Origin of the sequence: Arsukibacterium perlucidum DSM 18276 (assembly GCF_000382165.1) — a bacterium.
Classification (GTDB): Bacteria; Pseudomonadota; Gammaproteobacteria; order Enterobacterales; family Alteromonadaceae; genus Alishewanella; species Alishewanella perlucidum.
In genome coordinates this window covers 140054-164603 of the sequence record NZ_KB907704.1, presented here as the reverse complement: position 1 = coordinate 164603, position 24550 = coordinate 140054, and the positions used below count along the sequence as shown (strand labels likewise).

At 50.7% G+C, this 24550-nt stretch carries 23 protein-coding genes; 7 read left to right on the top strand and 16 right to left on the bottom strand.

Features of this window, described 5'->3' with window-relative positions:
- Positions 1–35: 35 nt before the first annotated feature.
- The 7 genes from parC to H141_RS0105000 all read right to left on the bottom strand — a co-directional run bounded on the left by parC (position 36) and on the right by H141_RS0105000 (position 8264).
- Entirely contained in the window at positions 36–2345 is a 2310-nt protein-coding gene (gene parC, locus H141_RS0105030; protein WP_019675154.1) for a DNA topoisomerase IV subunit A, read from the bottom strand.
- An 86-nt stretch (positions 2346–2431) separates the two neighbouring features.
- A complete protein-coding gene (locus H141_RS0105025; RefSeq protein ID WP_157610754.1) occupies positions 2432–3781 on the bottom strand; it encodes a tetratricopeptide repeat protein in 1350 nt (449 codons plus the stop codon).
- 95 nt (positions 3782–3876) lie between these two features.
- Positions 3877–5769: a DNA topoisomerase IV subunit B gene (parE, locus tag H141_RS0105020; protein WP_019675152.1), complete on the bottom strand. Its 1893-nt coding sequence runs from the start codon at positions 5767–5769 to the stop codon at positions 3877–3879.
- A gap of 19 nt (positions 5770–5788) precedes the next feature.
- Positions 5789–6379 (bottom strand): YqiA/YcfP family alpha/beta fold hydrolase, encoded by a 591-nt coding sequence (locus tag H141_RS0105015; protein WP_019675151.1) that lies wholly within the window; start codon positions 6377–6379, stop codon positions 5789–5791.
- A gap of 22 nt (positions 6380–6401) precedes the next feature.
- Positions 6402–7172 (bottom strand): metallophosphoesterase, encoded by a 771-nt coding sequence (locus H141_RS0105010; RefSeq protein ID WP_019675150.1) that lies wholly within the window; start codon positions 7170–7172, stop codon positions 6402–6404.
- On the bottom strand, positions 7172–7630 hold the full coding sequence (locus H141_RS0105005) for a DUF1249 domain-containing protein (RefSeq protein WP_019675149.1): 459 nt from the start codon (positions 7628–7630) through the stop codon (positions 7172–7174). The genes H141_RS0105010 and H141_RS0105005 overlap by 1 nt, the downstream gene beginning before the upstream one ends.
- Positions 7617–8264 (bottom strand): NUDIX domain-containing protein, encoded by a 648-nt coding sequence (locus H141_RS0105000; RefSeq protein WP_019675148.1) that lies wholly within the window; start codon positions 8262–8264, stop codon positions 7617–7619. The genes H141_RS0105005 and H141_RS0105000 overlap by 14 nt, the downstream gene beginning before the upstream one ends.
- Before the next feature lie 116 nt (positions 8265–8380).
- On the opposite strand from H141_RS0105000, the gene tolC reads away from it, so the two are divergent.
- The 3 genes from tolC to H141_RS0104985 all read left to right on the top strand — a co-directional run bounded on the left by tolC (position 8381) and on the right by H141_RS0104985 (position 11392).
- Positions 8381–9739 carry an outer membrane channel protein TolC gene (gene tolC / locus H141_RS0104995; RefSeq protein WP_019675147.1) on the top strand — a complete coding sequence of 453 codons (1359 nt, stop codon included), beginning with the start codon at positions 8381–8383 and terminating at the stop codon, positions 9737–9739.
- A 109-nt stretch (positions 9740–9848) separates the two neighbouring features.
- The gene (lpxL, locus tag H141_RS0104990; protein ID WP_019675146.1) at positions 9849–10808 is read left to right on the top strand and encodes an LpxL/LpxP family Kdo(2)-lipid IV(A) lauroyl/palmitoleoyl acyltransferase; all 960 of its coding nucleotides are present in this window, start codon (positions 9849–9851) and stop codon (positions 10806–10808) included.
- 2 nt (positions 10809–10810) lie between these two features.
- A complete protein-coding gene (locus tag H141_RS0104985) occupies positions 10811–11392 on the top strand; it encodes a TcpQ domain-containing protein (RefSeq protein ID WP_019675145.1) in 582 nt (193 codons plus the stop codon).
- Here H141_RS0104985 and glnE read toward each other — a convergent pair.
- Together glnE and H141_RS20890 are read right to left on the bottom strand one after the other, a co-directional pair.
- Positions 11389–14190: a bifunctional [glutamate--ammonia ligase]-adenylyl-L-tyrosine phosphorylase/[glutamate--ammonia-ligase] adenylyltransferase gene (gene glnE, locus H141_RS19875; RefSeq protein WP_019675144.1), complete on the bottom strand. Its 2802-nt coding sequence runs from the start codon at positions 14188–14190 to the stop codon at positions 11389–11391. The genes H141_RS0104985 and glnE overlap by 4 nt on opposite strands.
- Complete coding sequence (locus H141_RS20890; protein WP_019675143.1) at positions 14187–15164, bottom strand: CYTH domain-containing protein; 978 nt, start codon at positions 15162–15164, stop codon at positions 14187–14189. The genes glnE and H141_RS20890 overlap by 4 nt, the downstream gene beginning before the upstream one ends.
- A gap of 142 nt (positions 15165–15306) precedes the next feature.
- Here H141_RS20890 and H141_RS0104970 point away from each other — a divergent pair, with 142 nt between their 5' ends.
- On the top strand, positions 15307–15924 hold the full coding sequence (locus H141_RS0104970; RefSeq protein WP_019675142.1) for a TIGR04211 family SH3 domain-containing protein: 618 nt from the start codon (positions 15307–15309) through the stop codon (positions 15922–15924).
- Between the two features lies 1 nt (position 15925).
- Here the strand turns inward: H141_RS0104970 and H141_RS0104965 are convergent, their stop codons facing one another.
- The gene (locus H141_RS0104965) at positions 15926–16423 is read right to left on the bottom strand and encodes an Lrp/AsnC ligand binding domain-containing protein (protein ID WP_019675141.1); all 498 of its coding nucleotides are present in this window, start codon (positions 16421–16423) and stop codon (positions 15926–15928) included.
- A gap of 271 nt (positions 16424–16694) precedes the next feature.
- Here H141_RS0104965 and H141_RS0104960 point away from each other — a divergent pair, with 271 nt between their 5' ends.
- Positions 16695–17837, top strand: a complete 1143-nt coding sequence (locus H141_RS0104960; protein ID WP_019675140.1) for an HD-GYP domain-containing protein — start codon at positions 16695–16697, stop codon at positions 17835–17837.
- Between the two features lie 22 nt (positions 17838–17859).
- Here the strand turns inward: H141_RS0104960 and H141_RS0104955 are convergent, their stop codons facing one another.
- Together H141_RS0104955 and H141_RS0104950 are read right to left on the bottom strand one after the other, a co-directional pair.
- A complete protein-coding gene (locus tag H141_RS0104955) occupies positions 17860–18615 on the bottom strand; it encodes a general secretion pathway protein GspB (protein WP_026349238.1) in 756 nt (251 codons plus the stop codon).
- A 2-nt stretch (positions 18616–18617) separates the two neighbouring features.
- Complete coding sequence (locus H141_RS0104950; protein ID WP_019675138.1) at positions 18618–19553, bottom strand: ExeA family protein; 936 nt, start codon at positions 19551–19553, stop codon at positions 18618–18620.
- A 79-nt stretch (positions 19554–19632) separates the two neighbouring features.
- On the opposite strand from H141_RS0104950, the gene H141_RS0104945 reads away from it, so the two are divergent.
- Positions 19633–20874 carry a multifunctional CCA addition/repair protein gene (locus H141_RS0104945; RefSeq protein WP_026349237.1) on the top strand — a complete coding sequence of 414 codons (1242 nt, stop codon included), beginning with the start codon at positions 19633–19635 and terminating at the stop codon, positions 20872–20874.
- A gap of 4 nt (positions 20875–20878) precedes the next feature.
- On the opposite strand, the gene H141_RS0104940 is transcribed toward H141_RS0104945, so the two are convergent.
- From H141_RS0104940 to folB, 3 genes are read right to left on the bottom strand one after another with little or no spacing between them, the layout of a single operon-like run.
- Complete coding sequence (locus tag H141_RS0104940; protein WP_026349236.1) at positions 20879–21685, bottom strand: undecaprenyl-diphosphate phosphatase; 807 nt, start codon at positions 21683–21685, stop codon at positions 20879–20881.
- Between the two features lie 2 nt (positions 21686–21687).
- Positions 21688–22179: a 2-amino-4-hydroxy-6-hydroxymethyldihydropteridine diphosphokinase gene (gene folK / locus H141_RS0104935; RefSeq protein ID WP_019675135.1), complete on the bottom strand. Its 492-nt coding sequence runs from the start codon at positions 22177–22179 to the stop codon at positions 21688–21690.
- A complete protein-coding gene (gene folB / locus H141_RS0104930; protein WP_019675134.1) occupies positions 22179–22568 on the bottom strand; it encodes a dihydroneopterin aldolase in 390 nt (129 codons plus the stop codon). Before folB ends, folK begins: the two co-directional genes overlap by 1 nt.
- Before the next feature lie 137 nt (positions 22569–22705).
- On the opposite strand from folB, the gene plsY reads away from it, so the two are divergent.
- A complete protein-coding gene (plsY, locus tag H141_RS0104925; protein WP_019675133.1) occupies positions 22706–23311 on the top strand; it encodes a glycerol-3-phosphate 1-O-acyltransferase PlsY in 606 nt (201 codons plus the stop codon).
- A gap of 164 nt (positions 23312–23475) precedes the next feature.
- On the opposite strand, the gene tsaD is transcribed toward plsY, so the two are convergent.
- Positions 23476–24489 carry a tRNA (adenosine(37)-N6)-threonylcarbamoyltransferase complex transferase subunit TsaD gene (gene tsaD / locus H141_RS0104920; RefSeq protein ID WP_019675132.1) on the bottom strand — a complete coding sequence of 338 codons (1014 nt, stop codon included), beginning with the start codon at positions 24487–24489 and terminating at the stop codon, positions 23476–23478.
- Positions 24490–24550: the final 61 nt, after the last annotated feature.

Below are 24550 nucleotides of genomic sequence, written 5' to 3'. Positions count from 1 at the left end.
CCCCTTCTGAATAAAAGGGGCACAGTATAGCGGCTTTAGTTGTCATTGCTGGTTTGATCACTGGCGGTTTCGTCAGTTAGCGGGCTGGCTGCATTTCCCTGTTGCAACTGCACTTCGTCAATCCGCTGTAAACCACGTGGCAGTTTATTACCCCGCCGGCCGCGTTCACCCATATAATGCTCTAAATCAGCTGTTTTTAAGCTAAGTTTGCGTTTACCGGCTACCAGAGTAACGCCGCCATCAGCCGGCACTACCGCCAACTGACACACATACTCTTCACGGCTGGCAGCCCGGGCAGATGGAATAGACATCAGCTTATTGCCCTTACCCTTACTGAGTTTCGGTAACTCACTGACCGGAAACACCAGCATCCGGCCTTCATTCGAGATACACAACAGTAAATCTGTTTCGGGTTGTTTTACCACCAGCGGCGGCAATACTTTAGCACCGACCGGCAGGCTGAGTACCGCTTTACCCGCTTTATTACGGCTGAGTAAATCACTGTATTCGGCTACAAAACCATAGCCAGCGTCGCTGGCTAACAACAGTGCGCGCTTGTCATCGCCCAGCAGTACATGGTCGACCGTTTCACCGGCAACAATGGTAAAGCGGCCACTTAACGGCTCGCCCTGACCGCGGGCCGATGGCAGTTCATGCGCTTCAGTGGCATAGCTGCGGCCACTGGAATCAATAAACACCGCCTGCTGATTAGAGCGGCCACTGGCCATCGCTTTAAAGGCATCACCGGCTTTATAGCTTAAAGCGTTGCCATCGACATCATGGCCCTTGGCACAGCGTACCCAGCCTTTTTCAGACAGCACCACCGTCACCGGCTCACTTGGCAATAACTCTTTTTCGCTTAGTGCCTTAGCCTCGCCGCGGGTCACCAGCGGGCTGCGGCGATCGTCACCATATTTTTCAGCATCGGCCAGTAGTTCATCCCGGATAAGTTTGGTCAGTTTTTTCTCTGAGCCTAAAATGCTTTGCAGTTTGTCACGCTCTTTGGCCAGCTCGTCCTGCTCACCACGGATCTTCATTTCTTCCAGCTTGGCTAAATGGCGTAGTTTCAGCTCTAAAATAGCTTCGGCCTGGCGCTCGCTAATCCCGAAAAATGCAATCAGCTCAGGCTTGGGCTGATCAAAAGTGCGGATAATCCGGATAACATCATCGATATTTAAAAAGGCAATTAATAAACCTTCCAATACATGCAAGCGGTCGAGTACTTTATCTAAGCGATATTGCAAGCGGCGGCGCACCGTATCACGGCGGAAGCTTAGCCATTCGCTGAGAATTTCCAGCAGGTTTTTAACCCGCGGCCGCTGGTCCAACCCCAGAATATTTAAGTTAACCCGGTAACTGCGCTCCAAATCGGTAGTGGCAAACAAATGCTGCATCAGCTGCTCAATATCGACCCGGTTTGAGCGCGGCACGATAACAATCCGGGTAGGGTTTTCATGATCTGACTCATCACGTAAGTCACTTACCATAGGCAGCTTTTTCGCCTGCATCTGGCCGGCAATTTGCTCCAGAATTTTTGCACCCGAGGTTTGGTGTGGCAGTGCCGTCAGTACAATGTCGCCGTCTTCCAGCTGGTATACCGCCCGCATTTTAATACTGCCGCGGCCGCTCTGATAAATCGCCGCAATATCACTGGCCGGGCTGATAATCTCAGCGTCTGTCGGATAATCCGGCCCTTGTACGTATTGCATTAAATCAGTAACTGAGCTTTGCGGGTTGTCCAGTAACGCGGCGCAGGCATTAGCAACCTCCCGCACATTATGTGGCGGAATATCCGTCGCCATCCCAACCGCAATACCGGTAATACCATTTAGCAGGATGTGGGGTAAACGGGCTGGCAATACTTTTGGCTCTTCCAGAGTGCCATCAAAGTTCGGTGACCAGTCGGTGGTACCTGAGCCAAGCTCAGATAACAGCACTTCGCTGAAACGGGATAATTTGGCTTCGGTGTAACGCATGGCCGCAAAGGATTTCGGATCATCCGGGGCACCCCAGTTACCCTGGCCGTCAACCAGCGGGTAGCGATACGAAAACGGCTGTGCCATCAGCACCATAGCCTCATAACAGGCACTGTCGCCGTGCGGGTGAAACTTACCCAGCACATCACCGACGGTACGGGCTGACTTTTTATATTTGGCCAGATGTGACAAGCCCAGCTCTGACATGGCGTAGATAATTCGCCGTTGCACTGGTTTTAAGCCATCGCCAATATGCGGCAAAGCCCGGTCCATAATGACGTACATTGAATAATTTAAGTAGGCTTCTTCAGTAAAGCGGCGCAGCGGTAACTGCTCTATGCCGTCCTGGGATAACACCGTTTCTGTCATGCCGGTTCCTGTTGTTAGTAAGCTAATTCGTTATATAAGTCGTTATTAAAACCAATTTTTACACAATTTAATATTTGGCTAGTGTGTTACAGCAGCACGTCGGTTTTGTTGTGGCTGGTTTTACCGGCACGCCGGGTAAATTGCCATAACACTATGCCAAGTAAAATCAGGCTGGTGCAACCCAGAATAGCCAGCCACAACAACTGGATTTGTCGCTTACGCTCTACTTCCTGCAACCGCAGTGCTTTTAATTCGTTTTCTGCTTCCAGTAAGCTGGTGCGAACCTGTTGCCGTTCACTGTCAAACTCCAGCCGCATATGCTCCAGCGCCAGTTCATTCTCTTTATTACGCAGCTGCTGAAAACCGTCAATAAAATCATGCAGCGCAAAGTAGGCTTTCTGATACTGATCTTGCTGGGCCAATAACTCGGCTCGCAACAGTTTAATCGCCAAACCGACATGGCCTGCTTGCTCAGCCGGCTGCCTGGCCGCTTGTTCAGCCAGTATCACTTGTTGCATGGCTAGCGATGTCTGCTCTAAGTCACGGTAAATTAACGCTTTCTCATAATGATGCGATTGCAAATGATAACTGGACTGTAAATTTGCTAAATATTGCTCGGCTTTCTCAATATAACCCAGCGCCGCCGCAGTGCGGCTCATTTCTGCGCTGGTGATCGCCAGCCCAAGGTAGGCATGATATAAATTGAAGTTGTCATTGGCGGCCAGACTGCGTTGCAACATCTGATTATAATGATCCAGCGCCTGCTGATATTTTTCCTGATAACTAAAGGTCCGGGCCAGATTAAACAATACCGCTATTTCATTTTTGACCCAGCCTAATTGCTGATACAACACCAGAGCCCGCTGCAGAAATTCCAGTGCATCATCTTCAAAAGCCAGAGAGGAATACATTAAGCCAAGCTGGGCGTATACTTCTGCCAGTATTTCCGGGTCCTGCAGCAGCTCAGCACGCTGATACACCTCTTTTAGTAAGGTCAGGGCCTGCTGATCATTGTCTTGTTCACTCATAATCGCAGCCTGATTAATCTGGCCGCGTAAGATAAGTTTTTCGTTATCCAGCAGGGTAGCCAAAGCGGTTCCCTGCTGATAATGTTCCAGTGCTTCAGCTAGCTGCACCTGCATTTCCAGGGCGTACCCAAGCTCAAACCACACCTCGACCTTAAGTGCCGACTCAGTATTCTGCAGCAACTCCAGTGCCTGACGCGCGGCCTGCAGCTGCTGTTGATGACGACCAACTGCGCTGAACAATGCCGCTTGTTGCCGCAACCAATAAGCCTTAACGACATCTGGCTGACTGGCAAACTCAGCCTGGCGCGCAGTAAGCATTGCCAGACTTTGCTCGGGCTGACGATGTTTCAGGCTGTCCAGCTCCAGCAACCAGTCAGGAATTGGCTCGGCCCGGATCAGAACAGCCATACTCAAACATAACAGCAGCAAAAAGTAGCGGCAGAATTTAATCAAAACAGTTTCACATCCTTTACTCAGTTACCTTGGCAAGTAAGCCTGAAGTATCAGGCAATCAGCGCCCGATCTCCCTTTAACTCCAGCCAGTCGCGCCGGTCGGTAGCCCGCTTTTTCGCCAGCAACATATCCATTAACTCCATGGTCTGAGCCAGATCATCAATGGTTAATTGCACCAGACGCCGGGTGTTAGGGTCCATCGTCGTTTCACGCAGTTGTAATGGATTCATTTCACCCAGTCCTTTAAAACGCTGCACGTTAACCTTACCGCGCTTCTTCTCCGCTTCTATCCGATCCAGCACACCGTTTTTTTCATCTTCATCCAGCGCGTAATATACATCCTTACCAATATCTATCCGGTACAAAGGCGGCATCGCTACATAGACATGGCCAGCTGCAACCAGGGTGCTGAAATGGCGCATAAATAATGCGCAAAGTAAGGTTGCGATATGCAGGCCGTCTGAGTCAGCATCGGCCAGAATACAAATTTTGCCATAACGCAGCCCGGTTAAATCCTGGCTATCCGGGTCGATACCAATTGCTACTGAGATATCGTGCACTTCCTGAGATGCCAGGATCTGGCCTGACTCTACTTCCCAGGTATTCAAAATTTTGCCACGCAGCGGCATTACTGCCTGAAATTCCCGGTCCCGTGCCTGTTTGGCACTGCCACCGGCCGAGTCACCCTCGACCAGAAACAATTCAGTCTGATTTAAGTCCTGCGCCGAACAATCAGTTAACTTGCCGGGTAATGCAGGGCCCGACGTCACTTTTTTGCGGATAATCTTTTTCGCTGCTTTTAAGCGTTTCTGGGCATTATTAATACAGAAATCGGCCAGAGCCAGCGCAATGTCGGTATGCTCATTTAACCACAGGCTAAAGGCATCTTTAACAATCCCCGAGACAAAGGCAGCACACTGACGCGATGACAACCGCTCTTTAGTCTGGCCGGCAAATTGCGGATCCTGCATTTTAACGCTCAGCACATAACTGCAGCGGTCCCAGACATCTTCCGGCGACAACTTAATACCTCGGGGTAGTAAGGTGCGAAACTCACAAAATTCGCGCAACGCCTCCAGTAAGCCCTGGCGCAAACCATTAACATGAGTCCCTCCCTGAGCGGTAGGAATTAAGTTCACATAACTTTCGGTGACCAGCTCACCCCCTTCTGGTAACCATAACAGAGCCCATTCCACCGCTTCCTGTGAGCCGCTGAAATTACCGACAAAAGGTTGCTCCGGCAAGGCAACATAATTTTGCACAGCCTCAGCCAGGTAATCCCGGATCCCCGCCTGATAACACCAGCTGTACTGCTGCTGGTTAATTTTGTCGTCAAACTTTACCGTTAACCCCGGACACAATACTGCTTTGGCTTTTAGCACATGCAGCAGCCGGCTGACTGAAAATTTTGGTGAATCAAAATAGCTCGGGGTTGGCCAGAAGCGAAGGCGGGTACCGGTGTTACGTTTACCAACCGTGCCGGTAATGGCCAGTTCTGTTACTTTATTGCCATGCTCAAAGGCAATATCATATACGTTGCCATCGCGGCGGATACTGACATCAACCCGGCTCGACAGCGCGTTAACAACAGAAATACCCACCCCGTGCAAACCACCGGAAAACTGATAGTTTTTATTAGAGAACTTACCGCCGGCGTGCAAGCGGCACATAATAAGTTCAACCCCGGACACCCCTTCCTCCGGGTGAATATCAACCGGCATACCGCGGCCGTTGTCGATCACTTCCAGTGACTGATCATCATGCAAAATAACCTGCACTAAGTCGGCATGGCCCGCCAGTGCTTCATCAACACTATTGTCGATCACTTCCTGCGCAAGGTGGTTGGGGCGGGTGGTATCGGTATACATGCCCGGACGGCGTTGCACGGGTTCAAGCCCGGTTAAAACTTCAATTGATTCGGCGTTATACAGTTGTTCTGTCATAGTTTTTGTCACTGTCTGGTCACTGGGAGCCCGCGATCGCAGGCGGCACTAACTGGCAAAATGCGGCAATGGCCGGCAGATAATCGGCAAAACCGATAAAGCTGTGGTCACCACCATTAATCACCTGTTGCCGGGCGCCCCGATAATAGCTAACGGCTTTGCGGTAATCTAACACTTCGTCGCCGCTTTGCAACAGTACTAAATAGTTGGCAGGCTGTTGCAACTGCGCTGGCATCAGTTGTTCCAGCTGTGCCATATGACAATGCTGTACAGTAAAATCTTGCTGCAGTACCGGATGATGATAGTGTCCCAGATAATCTGCCAGCACCTGATGCGGTGCTACCGCCGGGTTAATCAAGCAGGCCCGGCATTGATAGCGCTCGGCCATCACCGTTGCCAGGAAACCGCCGAGCGAACTGCCGATAATAGCCGTAGGCGGTGCCTTGTGCATGGCCGCCGTTAAATGCGCCATCGCCTCATCCGGGGTATAAGCTAAATCCAGTGCGACAAAGGGCTGCGATGGATAATACGTAGCAAAAAACCGGCTGGCCTGCACCGCTTTCACTGACTGCGACGAGCTGGCAAAGCCATGTAAATAATAAAGGGTCAAGCGTGCTCTCCTGTTATGCCTGTCAAGGGCTGACGCTAATAAATTGCCAGTCTACCTGACCATCAGCCGTAAATTGCCACTGGCAATACATCGGGCCCTGGTCCAGGGTGTGCCAGCTGTCTTGCTGGCAAAATTGCACGGAACTGGCCGGACACCCCACCAGCTGAATAGCCTGATGCTGTTTGCTGTAGGCATGATGACAGTGGCCATGTGCCAGGCCCCGCACCCGGGATTCAGTTGCCAGTAACTGCCAGAAAGGTGCGGCATCCTGCCAGCCATGTTTATCAATAGCACTGCCAAGGGGTAATGGGTGATGATGGCTGAACAGCCAGAAGTGGCTGGCGCTGCTTGCAGCAAAACGCCCTGCCAGCTCGCTGCGCCTGCCGGCTGCAAAGAAACCTGCCGGCGTATCACCTTTGGTATCAAGCAGCAGCAATTGCCAGCAAGCCAGTTGCAAACTTGTCGCAGCTACCAGCGGCGCCTGGCCGGTTAACCAATGCAGCTGACTGTAGTCGTCATGATTGCCGGGTAGCACCAGTACCGGGCAGCATAATGGCGCCAGCAGCCGGGCCAGCAGCTGATAAGATGCCGCACTGTGATCCTGACTTAAATCACCACTGAGAATAACCGCATCCGGCGGGTAGTCACTGCTGGCAATGGTCTCGATTGCCCGTTCCAGATAGCGACCGGGCTTTACCCCCTGATAAATACCATCGATGTCAGCCAGCAGGTGACAATCGCTTAACTGTATTATTTGATATCGCGCTTTGGCGGCTAACTGCAACACTGCCATTAGTTCAGGTCCGCTGCGGCCACACTATATCCCTGGTCAACACATAACTTCAGCCAGTCTGCGAGCAACAGGTTTATCTGCCGCTTTTCATCCGGCTGCATCATCTGGGGGTTAGGATAGGGATAGCGCGCTGCAAACTTGCGGTGCCTGGCCACCCGCACTACTTCAGCCAACTGAGCATCATGGTATAGCTGCACATCAAAACTGGGGCTGGTAAAATTACTGGCAGCCGCAGGCTGGCTTGTCATAACAAGTTCAATTTGTAACCGGGTAGTAAAAGGACCACATTCCAGCACGCTTAACTGATAGTGCTGCTGCGGATTAATGGCAATAAACCACTGCAAACCAGGCGCAAAACTGGCTGGCAACAAACGGTTCAGGCGGGCATAATTACGCTCACACAAACTGAGAAAATCGGGTAACTGCGGCTGATATTGCCGCGGTTTAGTCAACAGCATTAGTACTCCAGGCGCTACGCACCTCGGTTAAATGTAAACTTAGCCACTGCAGTGCAATTACCGTGGCAGCATTGTCAATTTTACCCTCTGCCAAAAGTTGCAGGGCGTCAGCACGAGGTAACAACTGTACTTTTATATCTTCATGCTCCGCCGCCAGGCCATAAATACCTGGCTGAACCGGCCCGGTTAACTGGCCAAGAAACAACTGCACCCGCTCAGTACTGCCACCCGGGCTGGAAAAGTAACTAAGCATAGGCCACAGTTCGCCAAGCTCAAGCCCGGCTTCTTCCAGCGCCTCACGTCTGGCGGTTTGCTCGGCATTCTGATTTTTGTCTATCATACCGGCAATAATTTCCAGCAACCAGGGGCTGCGGTTATCAACCATGGCGCCGGCCCGGAACTGTTCAATTAATACCAGTTCATCAGTTGCCGGGTTATAAGGTAATACCGCAACAGCGTGGCCCCGTTCAAATATCTCCCGCACCATAGTGCTGCTCCAGCCGCCAGCGTAGAGTTTGTGACGCAACCGGCAGCGTTCCACCCGGAAAAAGCCTTGAAAAACCGTGCTTTTATCGCTTATCTTTACATCTTGTGCCGTAAATGATGGATAATCATCATTATTGCTTTCAGACATGACTGCCCTCACATTTTGTTACACTCTTGACCATAAGTTTACGGTTTAATTCTGACTTAGTTTACCGTAACAGGTTATCATTTGGGCAATTTCCTTTAAGCCAGGACTTGGTGATTATGAAAAAAACGCTTTTAAGTACTTTAATATTGTCTTCGCTCACTGTATTCAGCGCCACTGTGTTTGCGGAAGACTTGGCTACTGTCTATCAGCTTGCTTCCCAGAAAGATCCGCAGTTGTTGCGGGCAGAAGCAATCCGCAATGCTGCCAGAGAACGGATTGATATTTCCAAAGCCCGTTTACTGCCGCAAATCAACCTGACCGCCGGGTATAGCCGGCGAAATGGTGAAGGCCAGTCTTTTATTGGCGATGAATTGGTTACCGTGCAAAGTGAAACTACCGGCTGGAATGCTCAGATCGGACTAAGCCAATCGATATTCGACTGGACCAACTGGAAAAACCTCAATACTGCTGAAAAACAGGCTATGCAAAGCCAGACTATCCTGGACGCCGAAGCTCAGGCCCTGATTGTCAGGGTATCGCAAAGCTATTTCAATGTCCTAAAAGCAGTAGATGATTTAGGTTTTGCCGGTTCAGAGAAAACGGCAATTGAGCGCCAGCTCGAGCAAACCAAACAGCGTTTTGCGGTAGGTTTAACCGCCATAACCGACGTGCACGAAGCCCAGGCCCAGTATGACAGTGCCGTGGCACGGGAAATAGCTGCCCAGAATAATCTGGAAACCGCCCGCGAAACGTTACGTGAAATTACCGGCCAGTATCATAGTGAACTGGCCAGTTTAGATACCGATAAGTTTGATACGGTGCAACCGTCACCAGCCACAGCCGATGGCTGGGTTAGCATTGCTGAAGAAACAAATCTTAATATTAAAGCTAATAAACTGGCATTAGATATTGCCAAGAACGATATCGACAACGCCAAAGCTGGTCATTACCCGACGCTGAGTCTTGATGCCAGCTACGGTACTGACGATTTTGAAACGAAACGAACCTTTAGTGGCAACAGCCAACGCAGTAATCCTCCACGTTTTGACAGCGATAGTATTGGTTTGAATTTACGGGTGCCACTGTACAGCGGTGGTGGCACGGTTGCAGCAACAGAAGTAGCCCGCGCTAACTATGTGGCAGCCAGCCAGGATTTAGAGCAAAGCTACCGTACTGCAGTGCGCCAGGTCCGGGTATCATTTAATGATATTAACGCCAATATCGCCACCATTCGGGCGCTGGAGCAAGCGGTTGTGTCTGCCGAAAGTGCGTTAAATGCTACCGAAGCAGGCTTTGAAGTAGGTACCCGCACTATTGTTGACGTACTGCAAAGTACCCGCAACCTGTTTGAAGCCCGGCGCAATTTATCAGGTGCCCGTTACAACTATGTTATCGCTATTTTGTCGCTGAAACAGGCGGCGGGTAATTTGTCCGAGCAGGACTTACTGGCGATTAATCAAGGGTTAACAGAGTAACTTCGCTTAAGGTTCACCGCGTTTGCGGTGAACCTCTTACCAGTTTGGCCTTTTCTGGCCGGTTTTTTTCGTTACAATAGCCGCATAATTTACTACCGAGACAGCCATAGTGGTTAATGCTCCCCGTTTTAGCTGGCGCTTTTTGCTTCCCCAATATTGGTTACTGTGGTTAGGTGTGGGCCTGATGTGGCTAATCAGCTGGTTGCCGTACCGGGTATTAATGCTGCTGGGCAGTGCTTTTGGCGCCTTGCTCTATCAACTGCTGGGCTCACGGCGCAAAGTGGCAGCCCGCAATATTGCCCTGTGTTTTCCGCAAATGCCTGCCGAAGAGCAACAAAGGCTGCTAAAAGCAAACTTTGCCGAATCAGGTAAAGCGTTGTTTGAAACCATTATTGGCTGGTGGTGGCCAAATTGGCGGATACGAAAACTGGCTCATTTCAGCGGCTACGAACATATTGAGGCAGCGCTGGCCCAGGGTAAAGGTGTGTTGTTGCTGGCAGGCCATTTTCTGCACCTGGAAGCGGCCTGCCGGGTATTTGGCTTAACCCATCCGAGTGTTGGTTTTTACCGGCCACATAACAACCCGTTAATGGATTACCTGCAATACCATGGCCGCAATCGTGCCAATAAATATATGGTAGGCAAACGCGATGTGAAAGGATTAATCCAGGCACTTGATCAGCAAGAGGTGTGTTTTTACTTGCCAGATCAAGACTATGGCCGCAACCGCGCCGAATTTGTGCCATTTTTTGCCGTAGCAGAAACTGCGACCACTACCGGTACCCTGTTATTTGCCAATGCCGCGAACTGCGTGGTGATCCCGGTCTATACTTATCGCTTACCTGGCTATCAGGGCTATCAGGTTGAGGTGTTGCCCGCATTTGACCATTTCCCCAGTGGCGATGATAAAGCCGATGTAACCCGGGTTAATCAGTGGGTTGAGCAAGCGGTACTGAAACATCCTGAACAATATATGTGGCTGCACCGCCGCTTTAAAACCCGGCCGCAGCCGGATGATCCGTCGCTGTATAAGCCTGAAACACCGGCCAGCGCTAACGGGAGACAATAATCATGTGGTACTGGGTTCGCACTTTAGTTATTCTGGGGATACTGCTGGCCGCTGGTTACTTGCTGCTGACCAAAGCAGATATGATATTTCAAAAAGAAACCGTTAATACCGCGGCGCGGGGTTTCAGTGAGTTTTACAGTAAAATCCGCGGCAATCAGGCTGGCAGCAGGGATCAGAGTGAATTTCATATTACTTTGCCCGACACCAGCGGCCAGTTAAGCCGTAACCTGGCGCAGCGCGGCCGTGAAGTACTGCCAGCCCCGGCGAACTGGCAAGGGCTGGTGACTGACCGGCGGTTCCGGGCTGGTGAGAGCTTAAAAACCACCCTCAGCGACTATGCGCGAAGCGAAGGCATTGAATTATACTGGACCCTTCCACGGGATTACGTAATTAAGCAATATTTTCAAACCGACACTACCTTACTTGGTACAGTGCATACCATTGGTAAAGCAATAGCACCTGATTTTGCTGAACCGGTATTAACCTATTTTTGCCCGAACGAACGCGCGGCGGTTATTACCAACCGGCTTACCCCCTACCTGCAGCAGCATTGCCGGCCAATTGTTAGCCCTAAAGCCGGCTAATCAGTCGCAAATAATTGCTGCCAAACGTCCTCTACCGTTGCCCGGGCAGCGACCAGCCGGCTTTCGGTGGGCACTCTGGCCGGCGCCAGCGTCAGCCGATGGCCCCAGCCACGCAGTAACTGATAAGCTTGCTGCAGCTCAGTTACCTGTTGCGCCACCAGTAAACCCACTGCAGCCGCGGCGTCAAGGATCCGGATATTATCACTGAACCGATACAGTGCCGGATAGGCTTTACCATGCGCCAGCACCAGATACTGACTAATAAACTCAAGATCAACAATGCCACCAATACTATGTTTGACATCATCGTCAGCATTACCATGATGGCTGCGCAACTTCTGGCGCATCGCTGTTACATCATGGCGTAATTGCGCAGGATCACGTTCCAGCTCAATAATGTCTGCCCGGATTTTACTGAAGCATGCAGCCATTCGTTCAGAGCCAATAATTAATCTGGCTCTTACCAGCGCCTGATGCTCCCAGGTCCAGGCCTCGTCCCGCAAATACTGAAAATAGGTATCAATATGAATGGCCAGCAGGCCGGAATTACCGGAAGGACGAAGCCGGGTATCTATATCGTACAATACGCCACTGTTAGTGCGGGTGGTTGCCAGGTGCAGCACCCGCTGTGCTAATTTCAGATAAAACTGGCGCGAATCTATTGCCTTATCGCCACTGGTACTGGCCAGGCTGTCGCAGTGGTGTAAAAACACCAGATCAAGATCAGAGCCATAACCCAGCTCCAGCCCCCCCATTTTGCCATAGGCAATAACGGCGAAACCGCGATCAGTGTCAGTTGCCCCCTCTGGCAGGCCATAACGCGCAGTCATTTGTTGCCAGGCCAGGGCAACCACTTGCTCCATCACCACTTCTGCTAACCAGGTTAAATGGTCACTGACCTGCATTAATGGTAAGGCACCGCTGATATCAGCCGCCGCTATCCGCAGTTGTTGTGCCTGTTTATACTGGCGCAACGTTTCCATCAGCAGCTCTAAGTCATGTTCCGGCACCCGCAATAAGTACTGGCGCAACCGGTCCTGATAATCGGCCTTATCGGCCACCCGATAGAGCTGCTCCGGGTCAATCAGCTCGTCAAGCAGCATTGGATAGCGCGCCAGTTGCTCGGCCAGCCAGCCACTCTGGGTACACAGCAGCACCAATTGTTGCAGTGCTGCGGGGTTTTCAAACAGCAGTTCCAGGTAGGCGGTTCTGGTCATAATTTGCCGGAACACGCCCAATACCCGGCTTAGCACTAAACTGTCAGCCTGTTCAGTTTGCAATAAATGCAGCAAAATCGGCATCAGCTTACTTAAAAAGTCATGGCCGCGCGGCCCGACACTGCGCTTCTGACAATCCTGGCGGAACGCCTGTATATGCTCAATCATGGCAATAGCAGCCTCGGTGTCCAGCCAGTCCAGTTGTTCGGCCAGCTCCACAGCTGGTAACTGGCTGCCCCAAAGTAAACGCCCGACACCTAATTCTTCCTGCTCCGGGCTGTCTTCATGATCAATTACCAGCTTAAATTGCTGATGCACCCTGCTCATCGCATCAGTTACCTGTTGCAGCAGGCTTGGCCAGTCAGCAATATTCAGACACGCCAGCAATTGTCTGCGTCCGGTGTTATCCGCTGGCAGCGTTTGGGTTTGTTTATCATCAATCCCCTGCAGCGCTTGCTCAACCCGGCGTAATAATAAGTAATCGTTTTTTAATTCTGCGGCCTGGCTGGCTGTCAACATCTCATGCTGCACCAACCCCTCCAGCGCTGTTAACAGGCTTTGTTGCTGTAATTGTGGTATGCGCCCGCCGCGGATTAACTGCAATGTCTGCACCACAAACTCCACTTCGCGAATACCACCTGCGCCCAGCTTAATATTATCTACCCGGTTACGCCGCCGGTTTTCCTGCTCTATCAACTGTTTCATTCGCCGCAGCGACTCAATGGCTGAAAAATCGATATAACGCCGGTAAATAAAAGGTTTTAATAATTTTTGCAGTTCCTCTGCATGACGCTGGTCGGGGTTTAATACTCTGGCCTTTAACAACGCATAGCGTTCCCAGTCGCGCCCCTGCTCCTGATAATAATCTTCCAGCGCAGCAAAGCTCAGTACCAGGGGGCCACTGTCGCCAAACGGCCGTAACCGCATGTCTACCCGATAAACAAAACCATCGGCCGTTGCCTGATGTAAGGCGGCAATAAGTTTCTGACCGACTTTGGTGAAAAATTGCTGATGCTCCAGTGAGCGACGACCACCGAGGGTTTCCCCATGGCCGGGGTAGGTGAAAATCAGATCAATATCAGATGAGAAGTTAAGCTCTTTACCGCCCAATTTACCCATTCCCAGAATGAGCATTGGCATGGGTTCTTCATGCTCATCAAATGGCGTACCGTTTTGTTGCTGTTGCAGCTGATACGCCCAGCGGTAGGCACTGTTAATCAGGCAATCTGCCAGACTGGACACCCTGGTAAGCCCCTGCTCAGTAGTCTGCAGCTGATAAATATCGGCTGTCAGCAGCAACACCAGCGCCCGGTTGCGGTAGCGCCGTAAACAGCTGAATACCGTTGCCTCATCTGTTGACTCAACCGCAGTAAGCGGATCACCCCACTGCTGGCTAATTTGTTGCGCCACCGCGTTTTTATCCAGCAACAGGCTTACCAGCTCCGGCTGCTGAATTAATGTGCGACCTAAAAATAAACTGGCTTTTAGCAAGCTAACGAGTTGCTGTTGCTGCCCGGCAGTCAGCTCAGCGCCACCAAGTTGCTGGTAGGTATCCTGCCAGTAGTTATCAGTGTCGCTCATGACCGTTCCTGCCTGGCAGTTGCATCAGTTACTGCGCCACTTATTGTTAACGGGTTACTTTGCTGCAACAATAATACCGTCAGGTCGAGCAGCAACTGGTTGTAAGCAGGATGTGCAAACACCACAACCCCTTGCTCTAGCTGCCGGGCCAAGGCTACGCTTTGTTCACTGTATCCGCCATATTGCAGTGCAGCGAGCTCAGCACTCAGCGCCTGCAGGTAATGACCGGCCTGCTCCAGTACTGGCAACTGCGCCAGCTGATTAGCTGTATTCCCAGCAGCCCGGTAATATAAGGCTTCTGCACACTGCAGTGCTTTCAGGTTGGCAATCACCCCCTGTTGTTCAGCCAGCGGCATCTGCAGTTGTTGCTTTTCTGCCAATAAGTATCCACGCGCCGCTTTACTAAGCCAGCCCGTGCGCAGCGGCAGTTTACCAATTAAATACCCGGCCACACCAAATAGCGGATTAACACTGCCACTAAGCAGCTCCAGCTCGAGTTCGGCAATTAACTCAGTTTTATCGCCCGCTATCACTTCGCCACTGTCATATACTACATCCAGCAGGGTGCCTTCGCAGGTAAGCTGCCAGCTCTGACGGATAAAATCGGTGCGAAAGATCTCAGTGAGTTGTTGTTGTAAATTGGCAATATCAGTATTGGCAGGCCAGACATCCCCAGGAAAATCCGCTAATACCGGGACGATATCTGCCGCCGGCACGTTAAATTCCGGCCGCGCCTGCAGCGCACCATGTTGCTGTCCGGCCAGTTTAAGAGTTTGTTCAAAGCGGCCATTTTTCTGGCGGGTTCTCAGCCCCATATTATGACGGCGAAACCAATTGTCTGGTGTGTCATAGTAAGCATTCAATAAGGCCGCCGGCCCCTTGTCAGTAACTGAGCCTAAGGTAGCTAACAGCTCTGGCAACTGATTGCTGTCAGGCGAGGCCAATAAATACTTTAATTCCAGCTCCATACTCATATTAGGCTATCCTCTGTGTTAAGGTGCGGCCCGCCCAGCCAACTTTTACACTTGTCAATTTGCTGACAACTCCCTATCATCCGGAGTATCGTGTTAACCACTGCACAAGCGTAACCCTTGCTTAGAATGAATTAGGATACCTATGTTTAGATTATTTCGCAGCTCTGTTTCCCGGATATTTTTCCTGCCGTTCATATTAATAACCCTTGGCTGGCCAGTGCTGGCTCAGCAATCTGCTGCAGAGAAACCAGCATTTATCAGTGATGCCCTCTTTGTTTATCTGCATTCCGGACCGGGTAATCAATACCGGATAGTTGGCACTATTAACGCAGGTCAGGACGTGACTTTTCTTAGCGAAGACAGCGACAGTGGTTATGCGCAAATTAGATATGAAGGCAATAAAACCGGCTGGTTACCAAAAGAATATGTTAGTTACACTCCTGGTCTGGTAACGCAGCTGGAAACCCTGACTGAGAAATTTAACAGTCAGCGCGATCAGCTACAGCAATTGGGGCAGCAGCGTGATGACTTAAGTGACAAGCTTAACACCGCTATTGCAGAACGGGAAAACGCGCAGGAGCAGTTAGCCCAGGCAAACCGCTCATATGAGCAGCTTAAAACACAACTGGAAGCAACCCAAACCAGTATCTGGCAAAATCCGATGGTTATCGGCTCAGCCATCTTGTTAATCGGCCTTATTTTTGGCTTAGTGCTACCGGCCTTGTGGCCGAAACGCCGTGAAAGCGAGCGCTGGATGTAAATCAGCCCAGGCTGTCGTTGGCTTTCAGCGGCAGCCCGGTATCGCGTTTTACCTGCTCTATCACTACGTAAGTGTGATTTTTAACTACCCCCGGTAAATCAACAATTTGCTCCAGAATAATCCGGTATGCATCCATATTTGGCAGCCGCAATTTTAACAGGTAGTCAAAACCACCGGCGACCATATGGCACTCCACCACATGGGGTACTTTTAATACCTCGTCCTTAAAGCGATCAAACACTGCACTGGTGGTGTTATCCAGCGTTATCTCAATAAATACAGTAGTACCAAACCCCAACATAGCGGCGTTTAAGCGGGCACCATAACCCTCAATATACCCACTCTTTTCCAGTCGTTTCACCCTGTCGATGCAAGGGCTGGCGCTTAAATTCACTTTTTTTGCCAGATCGACATTAGCAATCCGCCCTTCTTTTTGCAGCGAATCAAGAATATTAAGATCAATCCGATCCAGGCTTTTTGGTTTTAAAGGTAATGTCATGGTAAAGGCTGTCAGGCTCAGGAACTCATCGGCTGATTATATACCGATAATTGTCAAAAATAACCTTTCAGGCCTGCCGCCGGTCAATAACAAACTAAAACAACAAAGCTACCAGCTTTTGCTATGCTTTAGTACACAATATATACATCGTTTAATCTGCGCACTTAACCGCATAATAAGGACTTTTAATCGAAGCGTTAACGTCCGGTTAAGTAGTTTAGCGTATAATTACAATACTTTTTTCTTGGCATAGGTTTAAGCTGGCAATTGGATGGCATATCAAAAGGTCTCAGTCACTGAGCTGCAACCAGGCAGCTATGTTGTTGAAGTATTAGAGCAACGCGGTGGTATTATCGTTAAGCATGCCGGCTGGGTTCGCAGTCAGCAGGCTATTGGCCAATTGCAAGCCAAAGGGGTGCTGACCGTTCTGGTTGATCCCGCCAGATTTTTAAGTGGCGAAGACACCAGCGAGGCGCCGGCACCTGAAAAAACCACAACTGTTACCGCCGAACCCGACACTACGGCACGCCATTTATTCGCTGACGAATGGCCACGGGCCGAAAAAGCCCTGTTACAAAGCCAGCGGGTGCAGCAGTTGGTGTTAGAAGCCACCCGCAGCCAGCAACCCATCGATTTAATGTTGGTACATGAAGTTAGCGCTGGTTTATCTGACTCGGTCAGTCGTAACCAGGATGTTTTACTGTGTTTAACCCGCATTGCAGAGCAAAGCGACAGTCTGTTACAGCACAGCGTAAACTGCGCAGTTTACATCGCTGCTTTTGCTAAATTTATTAATTTACCCAGCGATCGGTGTAAAACTCTGATCACCGCTGCCTTACTGCATGATGTCGGCAAAGCACTGAAGCCGGAACTACTGAACCAGCCCGATGCCGCCGCCATTAGTGCCAGTCTGGCGGCATTGCAACGCAATAAAGATTTAGCTGGTCAGGTATCGCTGTGGATAAGTCAGCACTGTGCCTTACTCGACGGCAGTGGTTCGCCCCCAATTAAAGGTAACCAAATCGCTAAAGGCAGCCAGATGCTGGGGATCGTTAACCAGTATGAAAAGCTGACTAACCCGGCTAACAGTAATCAAAGCCCATTAGCAGCATCACGCCACCTGTTAAGCCTTACGCCAATGCAACTGGACCCAGAGTTGCTGCAGTTGTTTATTAAATGTATTGGCGTCTACCCACCGGGTACCGTGGTTAAACTTACTACTGGCAAGTTAGCGCTGGTGCTGGAAAATAACCCGAAAAAACCCACTCTGCCCAAGGTGAAATTGTTTTACCACAGTGTCCACCAACACCATATCACCCCGAAGGTTATGGATTTATCACGCCAACAGGAAGAACATATCGAAGGCTGTGTCGATCTTAAGAAATATGGCCTGGATGTCCGTAACTATTTATAACCGGTTTAGTAAGGACGACTAATCAGTTGTAGTCGGTTAGCGCCGGCATGCTGAACAGTTCAGAGCCCATTTCCAGCAACACGAATTGAGGAGTTATTTCCTTTAACCGGATATCCGCAGTTACCCACTGCCCTTCCTGTAAGCTTTTACCATTAACCTTAATCCAGCGCTGTGAGCTTTGGGTCGCATACACATGGGCTTCAAAGCGCAGTGGCGGAATTTGCCGTTGCAATGTTGGTGGCAGCTCACTGATATCTTTGGCCGGGGCACCCATTGCGCGCAGTGCTGGCTGTGGCTGGCGCCTGTCAATCTCGCTGGCAGCCATCGCAGAGGCAAAACGCTGACGCAACTCATCGGACACCTCAACCTCGGGCTGTGTTGTCGCAGCAGGTTGTGCTGTAACTTGATGAGATGCTTGTTCTGCTGCCGGCGCGGTAACGCTGACAACCCTGGGTTGCGGTTGCAACTGTTCCTGTACAGGTCGCTGTAAGGTAATTTTTGCTACAGATTCGGGTTCTGGTTCGGCGCTGACCAGTGCCGCGACAATAGTGCTGCTATCAGCAAGTTCAGGTGCAGGCTGTACACTGGCCGTTGGCAACGTGCTGGCCTTTGGCACAGCGACGCTTTGCCACCAACTGGCCAACACAAAGCCCAGCACCAGCGCCAGCATAAACCCCAGCAATAACGCCAGATTGCGCCAACCTTTAGCCGCAGGTGCAGCCACTATGCCAGCGTTTGGCTCTACCTGTTGTTTCAATGCATCCATTAAAATTGACACTGTTAACCTCTGATTATTGGCAGTAGTACCATTGCCAGCAAAAACCCAACGACAATACCGGTGCCTGCCAGCAACGGCCAAAACCAACCGGGTACGGCAAGACGGCCGACACCACTGGCAGCTTGCTGGTTCAGTGGCAACACTTCAGTAGCCGCGCGTTGTACCTGAGCCACTTCTACCATTGGCTTTTGCTGGCTGTAGGCGGCCAGCATGGCGCGGTCAGCCAGTAAATTCAGTAATCTGGGGATGCCGCCGCTATGCTGATACAGCGCAGTAACCGCTTTACTGCTGAACACTGGCCGGCTGCAGCCCGCTACCTGCAGGCGATATTTTAAATAGTGCTGCACTTCGTTTAAATCCAGCGGTAGCAGATGATAACGGGCAGTGATCCGCTGTGCTAACTGGCGCAGGTCATTGCGCTGCAGCAGCTGCTGCAGTTCTGGCTGGCCAATTAAAATTACCTGCAGTAACTTCTTGGTATTGGTTTCCAGATTAGTTAACAGCCTGAGCTGCTCCAGTACTGCCGGTTGCAGGTGCTGCGCTTCATCAATAATTAAAATGGTTTTTTTACCCGCCTGATGATTCTTTTGTAAGCGTTGGGTAATTTTATCGCCCAGCAACTTTAAACTGGCATCGGCTTTTTTATAGCGAATTTTCAGTTCATCACAAATGGCGGCCAGCAGCTCCAACTCAGATAAGGTCGGGTTAAGAATAAAAGCCACATCAGTATCAGTATCCAGCTCTTGCAACAACGAGCGGGACACCGTGGTTTTGCCGGTACCCACTTCGCCGGTAAGCAGCACAAAGCCTCCTGCATCGCCCAAACCATAGCGTAAATGCGCCAATGCCTCGGTATGCCGCGCGCCCAGATACATAAAGTCCGGATTCGGGGCAATGGAAAAAGGGGGGCTGGTTAAACCGAAAAAACCGGTATACATCAAAGCATCCTGCGTTAATAGCGCTGCAAATTAGACTGACGGCGCTATAATGGCAAAAAATAAGCAATCAGGAAAGCATGTGCAGATATATCTTGTGGGCGGTGCCGTAAGGGACGAGCTGTTAGGCTATCCATTTCATGAACGGGACTGGGTAGTAACAGGTGCTACCCCAGAGCAAATGCTGGCCGCAGGCTATCAGCAGGTGGGTAAAGACTTTCCGGTATTCCTGCACCCAAAAACCAAAGAAGAACATGCACTGGCCCGTACCGAGCGCAAAAATGGTAAAGGCTATACCGGCTTTAGCGTCTATGCCGCACCGGATGTTACGCTGGAGCAGGATTTACAACGGCGTGATTTAACCATTAATGCTATCGCTAAGGACAGCAATGGCAACTTCATCGACCCTTATAACGGCCGGGCGGATATACAGCAGAAAATTTTGCGCCATGTCTCAGACGCCTTTGCTGAAGATCCGCTCAGGGTACTGCGGGTTGCCCGCTTTTATGCCCGTTATGCCCATTTAGGTTTTAGCGTGGCAGATGAAACCCTGGCGTTGATGGCTAAGCTAAGTGATAGCGGCGAGCTTAATACCTTAAGCCCGGAGCGGGTGTGGCAGGAAACCGCCAAAGCACTTAGCAGCCAAAGCCCCACTGCTTATTTTAAGCTGTTATATGACTGCGGTGCGCTCAAAGCTTTAATGCCCGAACTGGCTGCGCTGTGGGGCGTACCGCAACCAGAAAAATGGCATCCGGAAATTGATACCGGCATTCATACCCTGCTGGTGCTTAAGCAGGCAGCCGCGCTGTCTGAAAGACTGGACATCCGCTTTGCTGCGCTGGTGCATGACTTAGGTAAAGGGGTAACCAAAGCTGAACTATTACCGTCGCATCATGGCCACGAATATACTGGCCTGGCGTTAATTAACCAGCTGTGTCAGCGGCTGCGGGTACCCAACGATTGCAAAGAATTGGCACTGTTAGTCTGCGAGTATCATCAGCTGGTGCATAAAGCCCGTGAATTAAAACCGGCAACCGTATTAAAACTGTTTAATGGTATTGATCTGTGGCGCAAACCACAGCGGTTAGATGATATGTTGTTATGCTGCACAGCAGACTTGCGCGGCCGCACCGGCTTTGAACAAGCACAGTATCCACAAGCGGATTACCTGCAACAACTGGCGACAGCTGCACTGGCGGTTAATGTCCGGGAAATAGTCGCCAAGGGCCTGCAGGGCGAAGCCATTGGCGCTGAATTACAAAAGGCCCGTTTAGCTGCTATCAGCACAGCAAAACGGGCCTGGCAGGATGCTCACAGCGGGTAGTACCTTAAACGGGATACCAGCTTAGGAAAATTATCAGCCCTATCCCTAACAACAGCCGGTAAATAACAAAGGGCAGCATGCCCATCCGGCTGATAATTTTCAAAAAGAAGTGAATACAAATTATGGCACTGATAAAGGCCAGACCCATCCCCAGCAAAATACCGGCGATGTCAAAGCGCTCAGGCTCCGCCAGCAATTTGCTGGCCTGATAGCCGCCACTTAACACGATAATTGGAATCGACAATAAAAACGAGAAACGGGCGGCGCTGACTTTATCCAACCCAAGTAACATAGCCGCAGTCATGGTAATGCCGGAACGTGAGGTGCCGGGGATCAAAGAGATAGCCTGCGCAACCCCGATAAACAGTGACTGCTGCCAGCTTAGCTGCTCCATACTTTGTTGTTGTTTTGCGGTAGCATCGGCCCACCATAGCGCCAGACCGAATATGATGGTGGTTGCAGCCAGCACCCAGGGTGAACGTAAGTAAGTTTCAATATAATCTGCCGCCAGCAGACCCGCCAAACCGGCGGGTATCGTCGCCAGAATAACCCACCAGGCCAGTTTGCTGTCGGTGCTGTGCCTGCCGCCAAGGCTTTGCAACCAGCCCACGGTTAAACGGCCTATATCCTGCCGGAAGTACAGCATCACGGCCAGTAAGGTGCCAACATGCACTGCCACATCAAATGCAATACCCTGATCCTGCCAGCCAAAAATGGCTGACGGCAAAATAAGGTGCGCAGAAGACGAAATAGGTAAAAACTCTGTAATACCCTGAATTATCGCTAAAATAATAACTTCCACTGTACTCAACGTTATTCACTCCATGGAAAAGGCACTGGCCAGATTTTTTGTTTTGTTTTGGGGTAAGCCTGCCACATCTCGGCATAGCTTAGTTTGGTTAACGGATGAATGGCGTGCGGCGCCAGTTCAGCCATTGGCCATAATACAAAGGCATTTTCGGTAATTTCACCACGCGGCAGGATAACAGGTTGCTGACACACCACTTGATCGTAGGTCAGCAAATCTAAATCGAGAGTGCGGCCACAGAATTTCTCAGCACCACGAATGCGGCCGTTGCTGTCTTCAATTTGTTTTAGCACTTGTACACAATCAGCAATAGTTAATTCGGTGTCAGTGGCGGCTACCAGATTATAAAAAGCATCACCATTAAAGCCGACGGCTTCGCTTTCATATACTGAAGAGAGTTGCACTTCACCAAAATACTGCTGCAACGACAATACACCGGCCCTGATATAGTGATCACGCTCAGTATTACTGCCAATACTGATAAAAATACGGGCCATCAGGCGGGTCCCTGCGAGTCTGTTGCAGCGGGTGCCACTGGCGCACTGCGGACAATATGTACCCCGACCGTTTGCGCCTGCGCGACCGCACCGGGCTTGCTGACTGTCACCTCCACTTTGCTGGTAGCAAATTCAGTCAACAACATAGTAGCCACCTTTTCAGCAACGGTTTCAATCAGTTCTATCGGCTGGGCAGTAATCAGCGCTGTTACTTTTTCTGCAATTACGGCGTAATCCAGAGTAAGGCTGATATCATCTCTGGCTGCAGCAACGCGTTGGTCTGCGGTAAGGGCCAAATCAAGCAACAACCGCTGCTGAATGGATTTCTCCCAGTCGTATACCCCAATAACGGTATCGACTTGTAGCTGTTTTATAAAAACTATGTCCATTCAGTTAAATCCGGATTGCGTTATTTTTCGTTTCAGGTAGGCTGGTCGGATAGGTAAAAAGCCACCAAGCCTTTATTCTGCTGCCGTATAGCGAGCCGCAATCTTATCGCAAAAACTGGTGCTGAGGAACCGTCGAAATGACCCTGCTGATTGTTATTATGATGTTCGCCGCCTATTTATTAGGCTCGGTGTCATCAGCAGTACTGGTTTGTCAGTTATTTCGCCTGCCCGACCCGCGTTTTCATGGCTCGGGTAACCCCGGCGCCACCAATGTGCTGCGCCTTGGCGGTGCTTTCCCGGCCGTACTGGTATTACTGTTCGATATTTTAAAAGGCACTATTCCGGTTTGGGGCTCGTATTTTCTGCAAATCGAGCCCCTCTGGCTGGGTGCTATCGCCATCTGTGCCTGTCTAGGTCATATATACCCGGTATTTTTTGGTTTTAAAGGTGGCAAAGCGGTTGCTACCGCCTTTGGTGCCATGATGCCAATTGGCCTGGATTTAGCCGGCTTGCTGATTGCCAGCTGGGTGCTGTTAGTGGCGTTAAGTGGTTACTCATCGTTAGCCGCTATTATTACCGTAGCGCTGGCGCCGTTGTTTACCTGGTGGATTAAACCTTTATATACCGTGCCGGTACTGATGCTAAGCATTCTGATTATCGCCCGCCACCGCCAGAATATTGTCCGGCTGTATCAGGGCAAAGAAAGCAAAGTATGGGATAAGTCCAAACGCATTCGAGAGTGATTTTAAGTAGCCCTACACAAATCTATTAAAGCAAGGTTGGAATCCCGATTTGGGCGCCACAGAGTGTCTGAGTGAGTGCGCCAGCGCGAGCGAGTTGCTGTGGCGAGCCAAAGCGGGAGTTGCAACCGAAGCCACCCCCCCTATTTTAATAGCTCTTTCTCTATTCAGACCGGCGCTAAATCCTGCATTGGCCAGCGCGGCGTTACCCCGATGGTCAGGTCTTGTTGCTGACCGGCTTGTAACCGCTGATAGCCGGCATAGGCAATCATTGCGCCATTATCTGTACAAAACTCTTTGCGCGGATAATACACCTCGCCACCGCGCTGCTTTAACAGCACCGCCAGTTGCTCGCGCAGCGAAATATTAGCGCTTACCCCGCCGGCAATAACCAAACGCTGATAACCGGTTTGCTCCAGTGCCCGCTCGCATTTAATTACTAAGGTATCAACCACTGCCTGCTGAAATGACGCAGCAATGTCAGCCTGCACCTGCTCACTGTTGCCTTCTTTGGCAATAACATTGGCAGCAGAGGTTTTCAGGCCGCTAAAACTGAAGTCGAGCCCGGGCCGGTCGGTCATCGGCCGCGGAAACTTATATTTTTTACTGTCCCCCTTTAACGCCAGCTTAGCCAGCAGCGGGCCACCGGGGTAATCCAGACCCATCAGTTTTGCGGTTTTATCAAAAGCCTCACCGGCCGCATCATCTATCGATTCGCCCAGCAACTGATAACGGCCAATTCCCTCTACCCCCACCAGCTGGGTATGACCACCAGATACCAGCAGCGCTAAAAACGGAAAGGGTGGCGGGTTATCTTCCAGCATCGGTGCCAGTAGGTGGCCTTCCATATGGTGCACTGCCAAAGCCGGTTTTTGCCAGGCATAAGCCAGACTGCGGCCTATCGTGGCCCCCACTAACAACGCACCGGCTAAACCGGGCCCGGCGGTATAGGCAACGCCGTCGATATCGCTGGCATTAAGGCCAGCCTGCTGCAGCGCTTGCTTTATTAACGGCAGGGTTTTTTTAACATGATCGCGCGATGCCAGCTCAGGCACCACGCCACCGTAATCGGCATGCAGCGGAATTTGGCTGTACAAAACATGGCTTAATAAGCCTTTTTCGCCATCATAGACAGCAATTGCGGTTTCATCACAAGATGTTTCTATACCTAATACGCGCATCGCTTTCCTAAAAATCGTGTTAAATAATCAGCAAATAGTAGGATCTGGCCGGGAACTTCAG

Bases quoted from the DNA above. Each gene is read 5' to 3' on its own strand.
- H141_RS0105000 (WP_019675148.1), bottom strand. From the start codon at position 8,264: ATGTCTGAAAGCAATAATGATGATTATCCATCATTTACGGCACAAGAT.
- tolC (WP_019675147.1), top strand. From the start codon at position 8,381: ATGAAAAAAACGCTTTTAAGTACTTTAATATTGTCTTCGCTCACTGTA.
- H141_RS0104965 (WP_019675141.1), bottom strand. From the start codon at position 16,423: ATGACATTACCTTTAAAACCAAAAAGCCTGGATCGGATTGATCTTAAT.
- H141_RS0104960 (WP_019675140.1), top strand. From the start codon at position 16,695: ATGGCATATCAAAAGGTCTCAGTCACTGAGCTGCAACCAGGCAGCTAT.
- H141_RS0105010 (WP_019675150.1), bottom strand. From the start codon at position 7,172: ATGGCAGTGTTGCAGTTAGCCGCCAAAGCGCGATATCAAATAATACAG.
- tsaD (WP_019675132.1), bottom strand. From the start codon at position 24,489: ATGCGCGTATTAGGTATAGAAACATCTTGTGATGAAACCGCAATTGCT.
- H141_RS0105005 (WP_019675149.1), bottom strand. From the start codon at position 7,630: ATGCTGTTGACTAAACCGCGGCAATATCAGCCGCAGTTACCCGATTTT.
- glnE (WP_019675144.1), bottom strand. From the start codon at position 14,190: ATGAGCGACACTGATAACTACTGGCAGGATACCTACCAGCAACTTGGT.
- parC (WP_019675154.1), bottom strand. From the start codon at position 2,345: ATGACAGAAACGGTGTTATCCCAGGACGGCATAGAGCAGTTACCGCTG.
- H141_RS0105025 (WP_157610754.1), bottom strand. From the start codon at position 3,781: ATGGCTGTTCTGATCCGGGCCGAGCCAATTCCTGACTGGTTGCTGGAG.
- H141_RS0104950 (WP_019675138.1), bottom strand. From the start codon at position 19,553: ATGTATACCGGTTTTTTCGGTTTAACCAGCCCCCCTTTTTCCATTGCC.
- folB (WP_019675134.1), bottom strand. From the start codon at position 22,568: ATGGACATAGTTTTTATAAAACAGCTACAAGTCGATACCGTTATTGGG.
- folK (WP_019675135.1), bottom strand. From the start codon at position 22,179: ATGGCCCGTATTTTTATCAGTATTGGCAGTAATACTGAGCGTGATCAC.
- H141_RS0104970 (WP_019675142.1), top strand. From the start codon at position 15,307: ATGTTTAGATTATTTCGCAGCTCTGTTTCCCGGATATTTTTCCTGCCG.
- H141_RS0104985 (WP_019675145.1), top strand. From the start codon at position 10,811: ATGTGGTACTGGGTTCGCACTTTAGTTATTCTGGGGATACTGCTGGCC.
- H141_RS20890 (WP_019675143.1), bottom strand. From the start codon at position 15,164: ATGAGTATGGAGCTGGAATTAAAGTATTTATTGGCCTCGCCTGACAGC.
- parE (WP_019675152.1), bottom strand. From the start codon at position 5,769: ATGACAGAACAACTGTATAACGCCGAATCAATTGAAGTTTTAACCGGG.
- plsY (WP_019675133.1), top strand. From the start codon at position 22,706: ATGACCCTGCTGATTGTTATTATGATGTTCGCCGCCTATTTATTAGGC.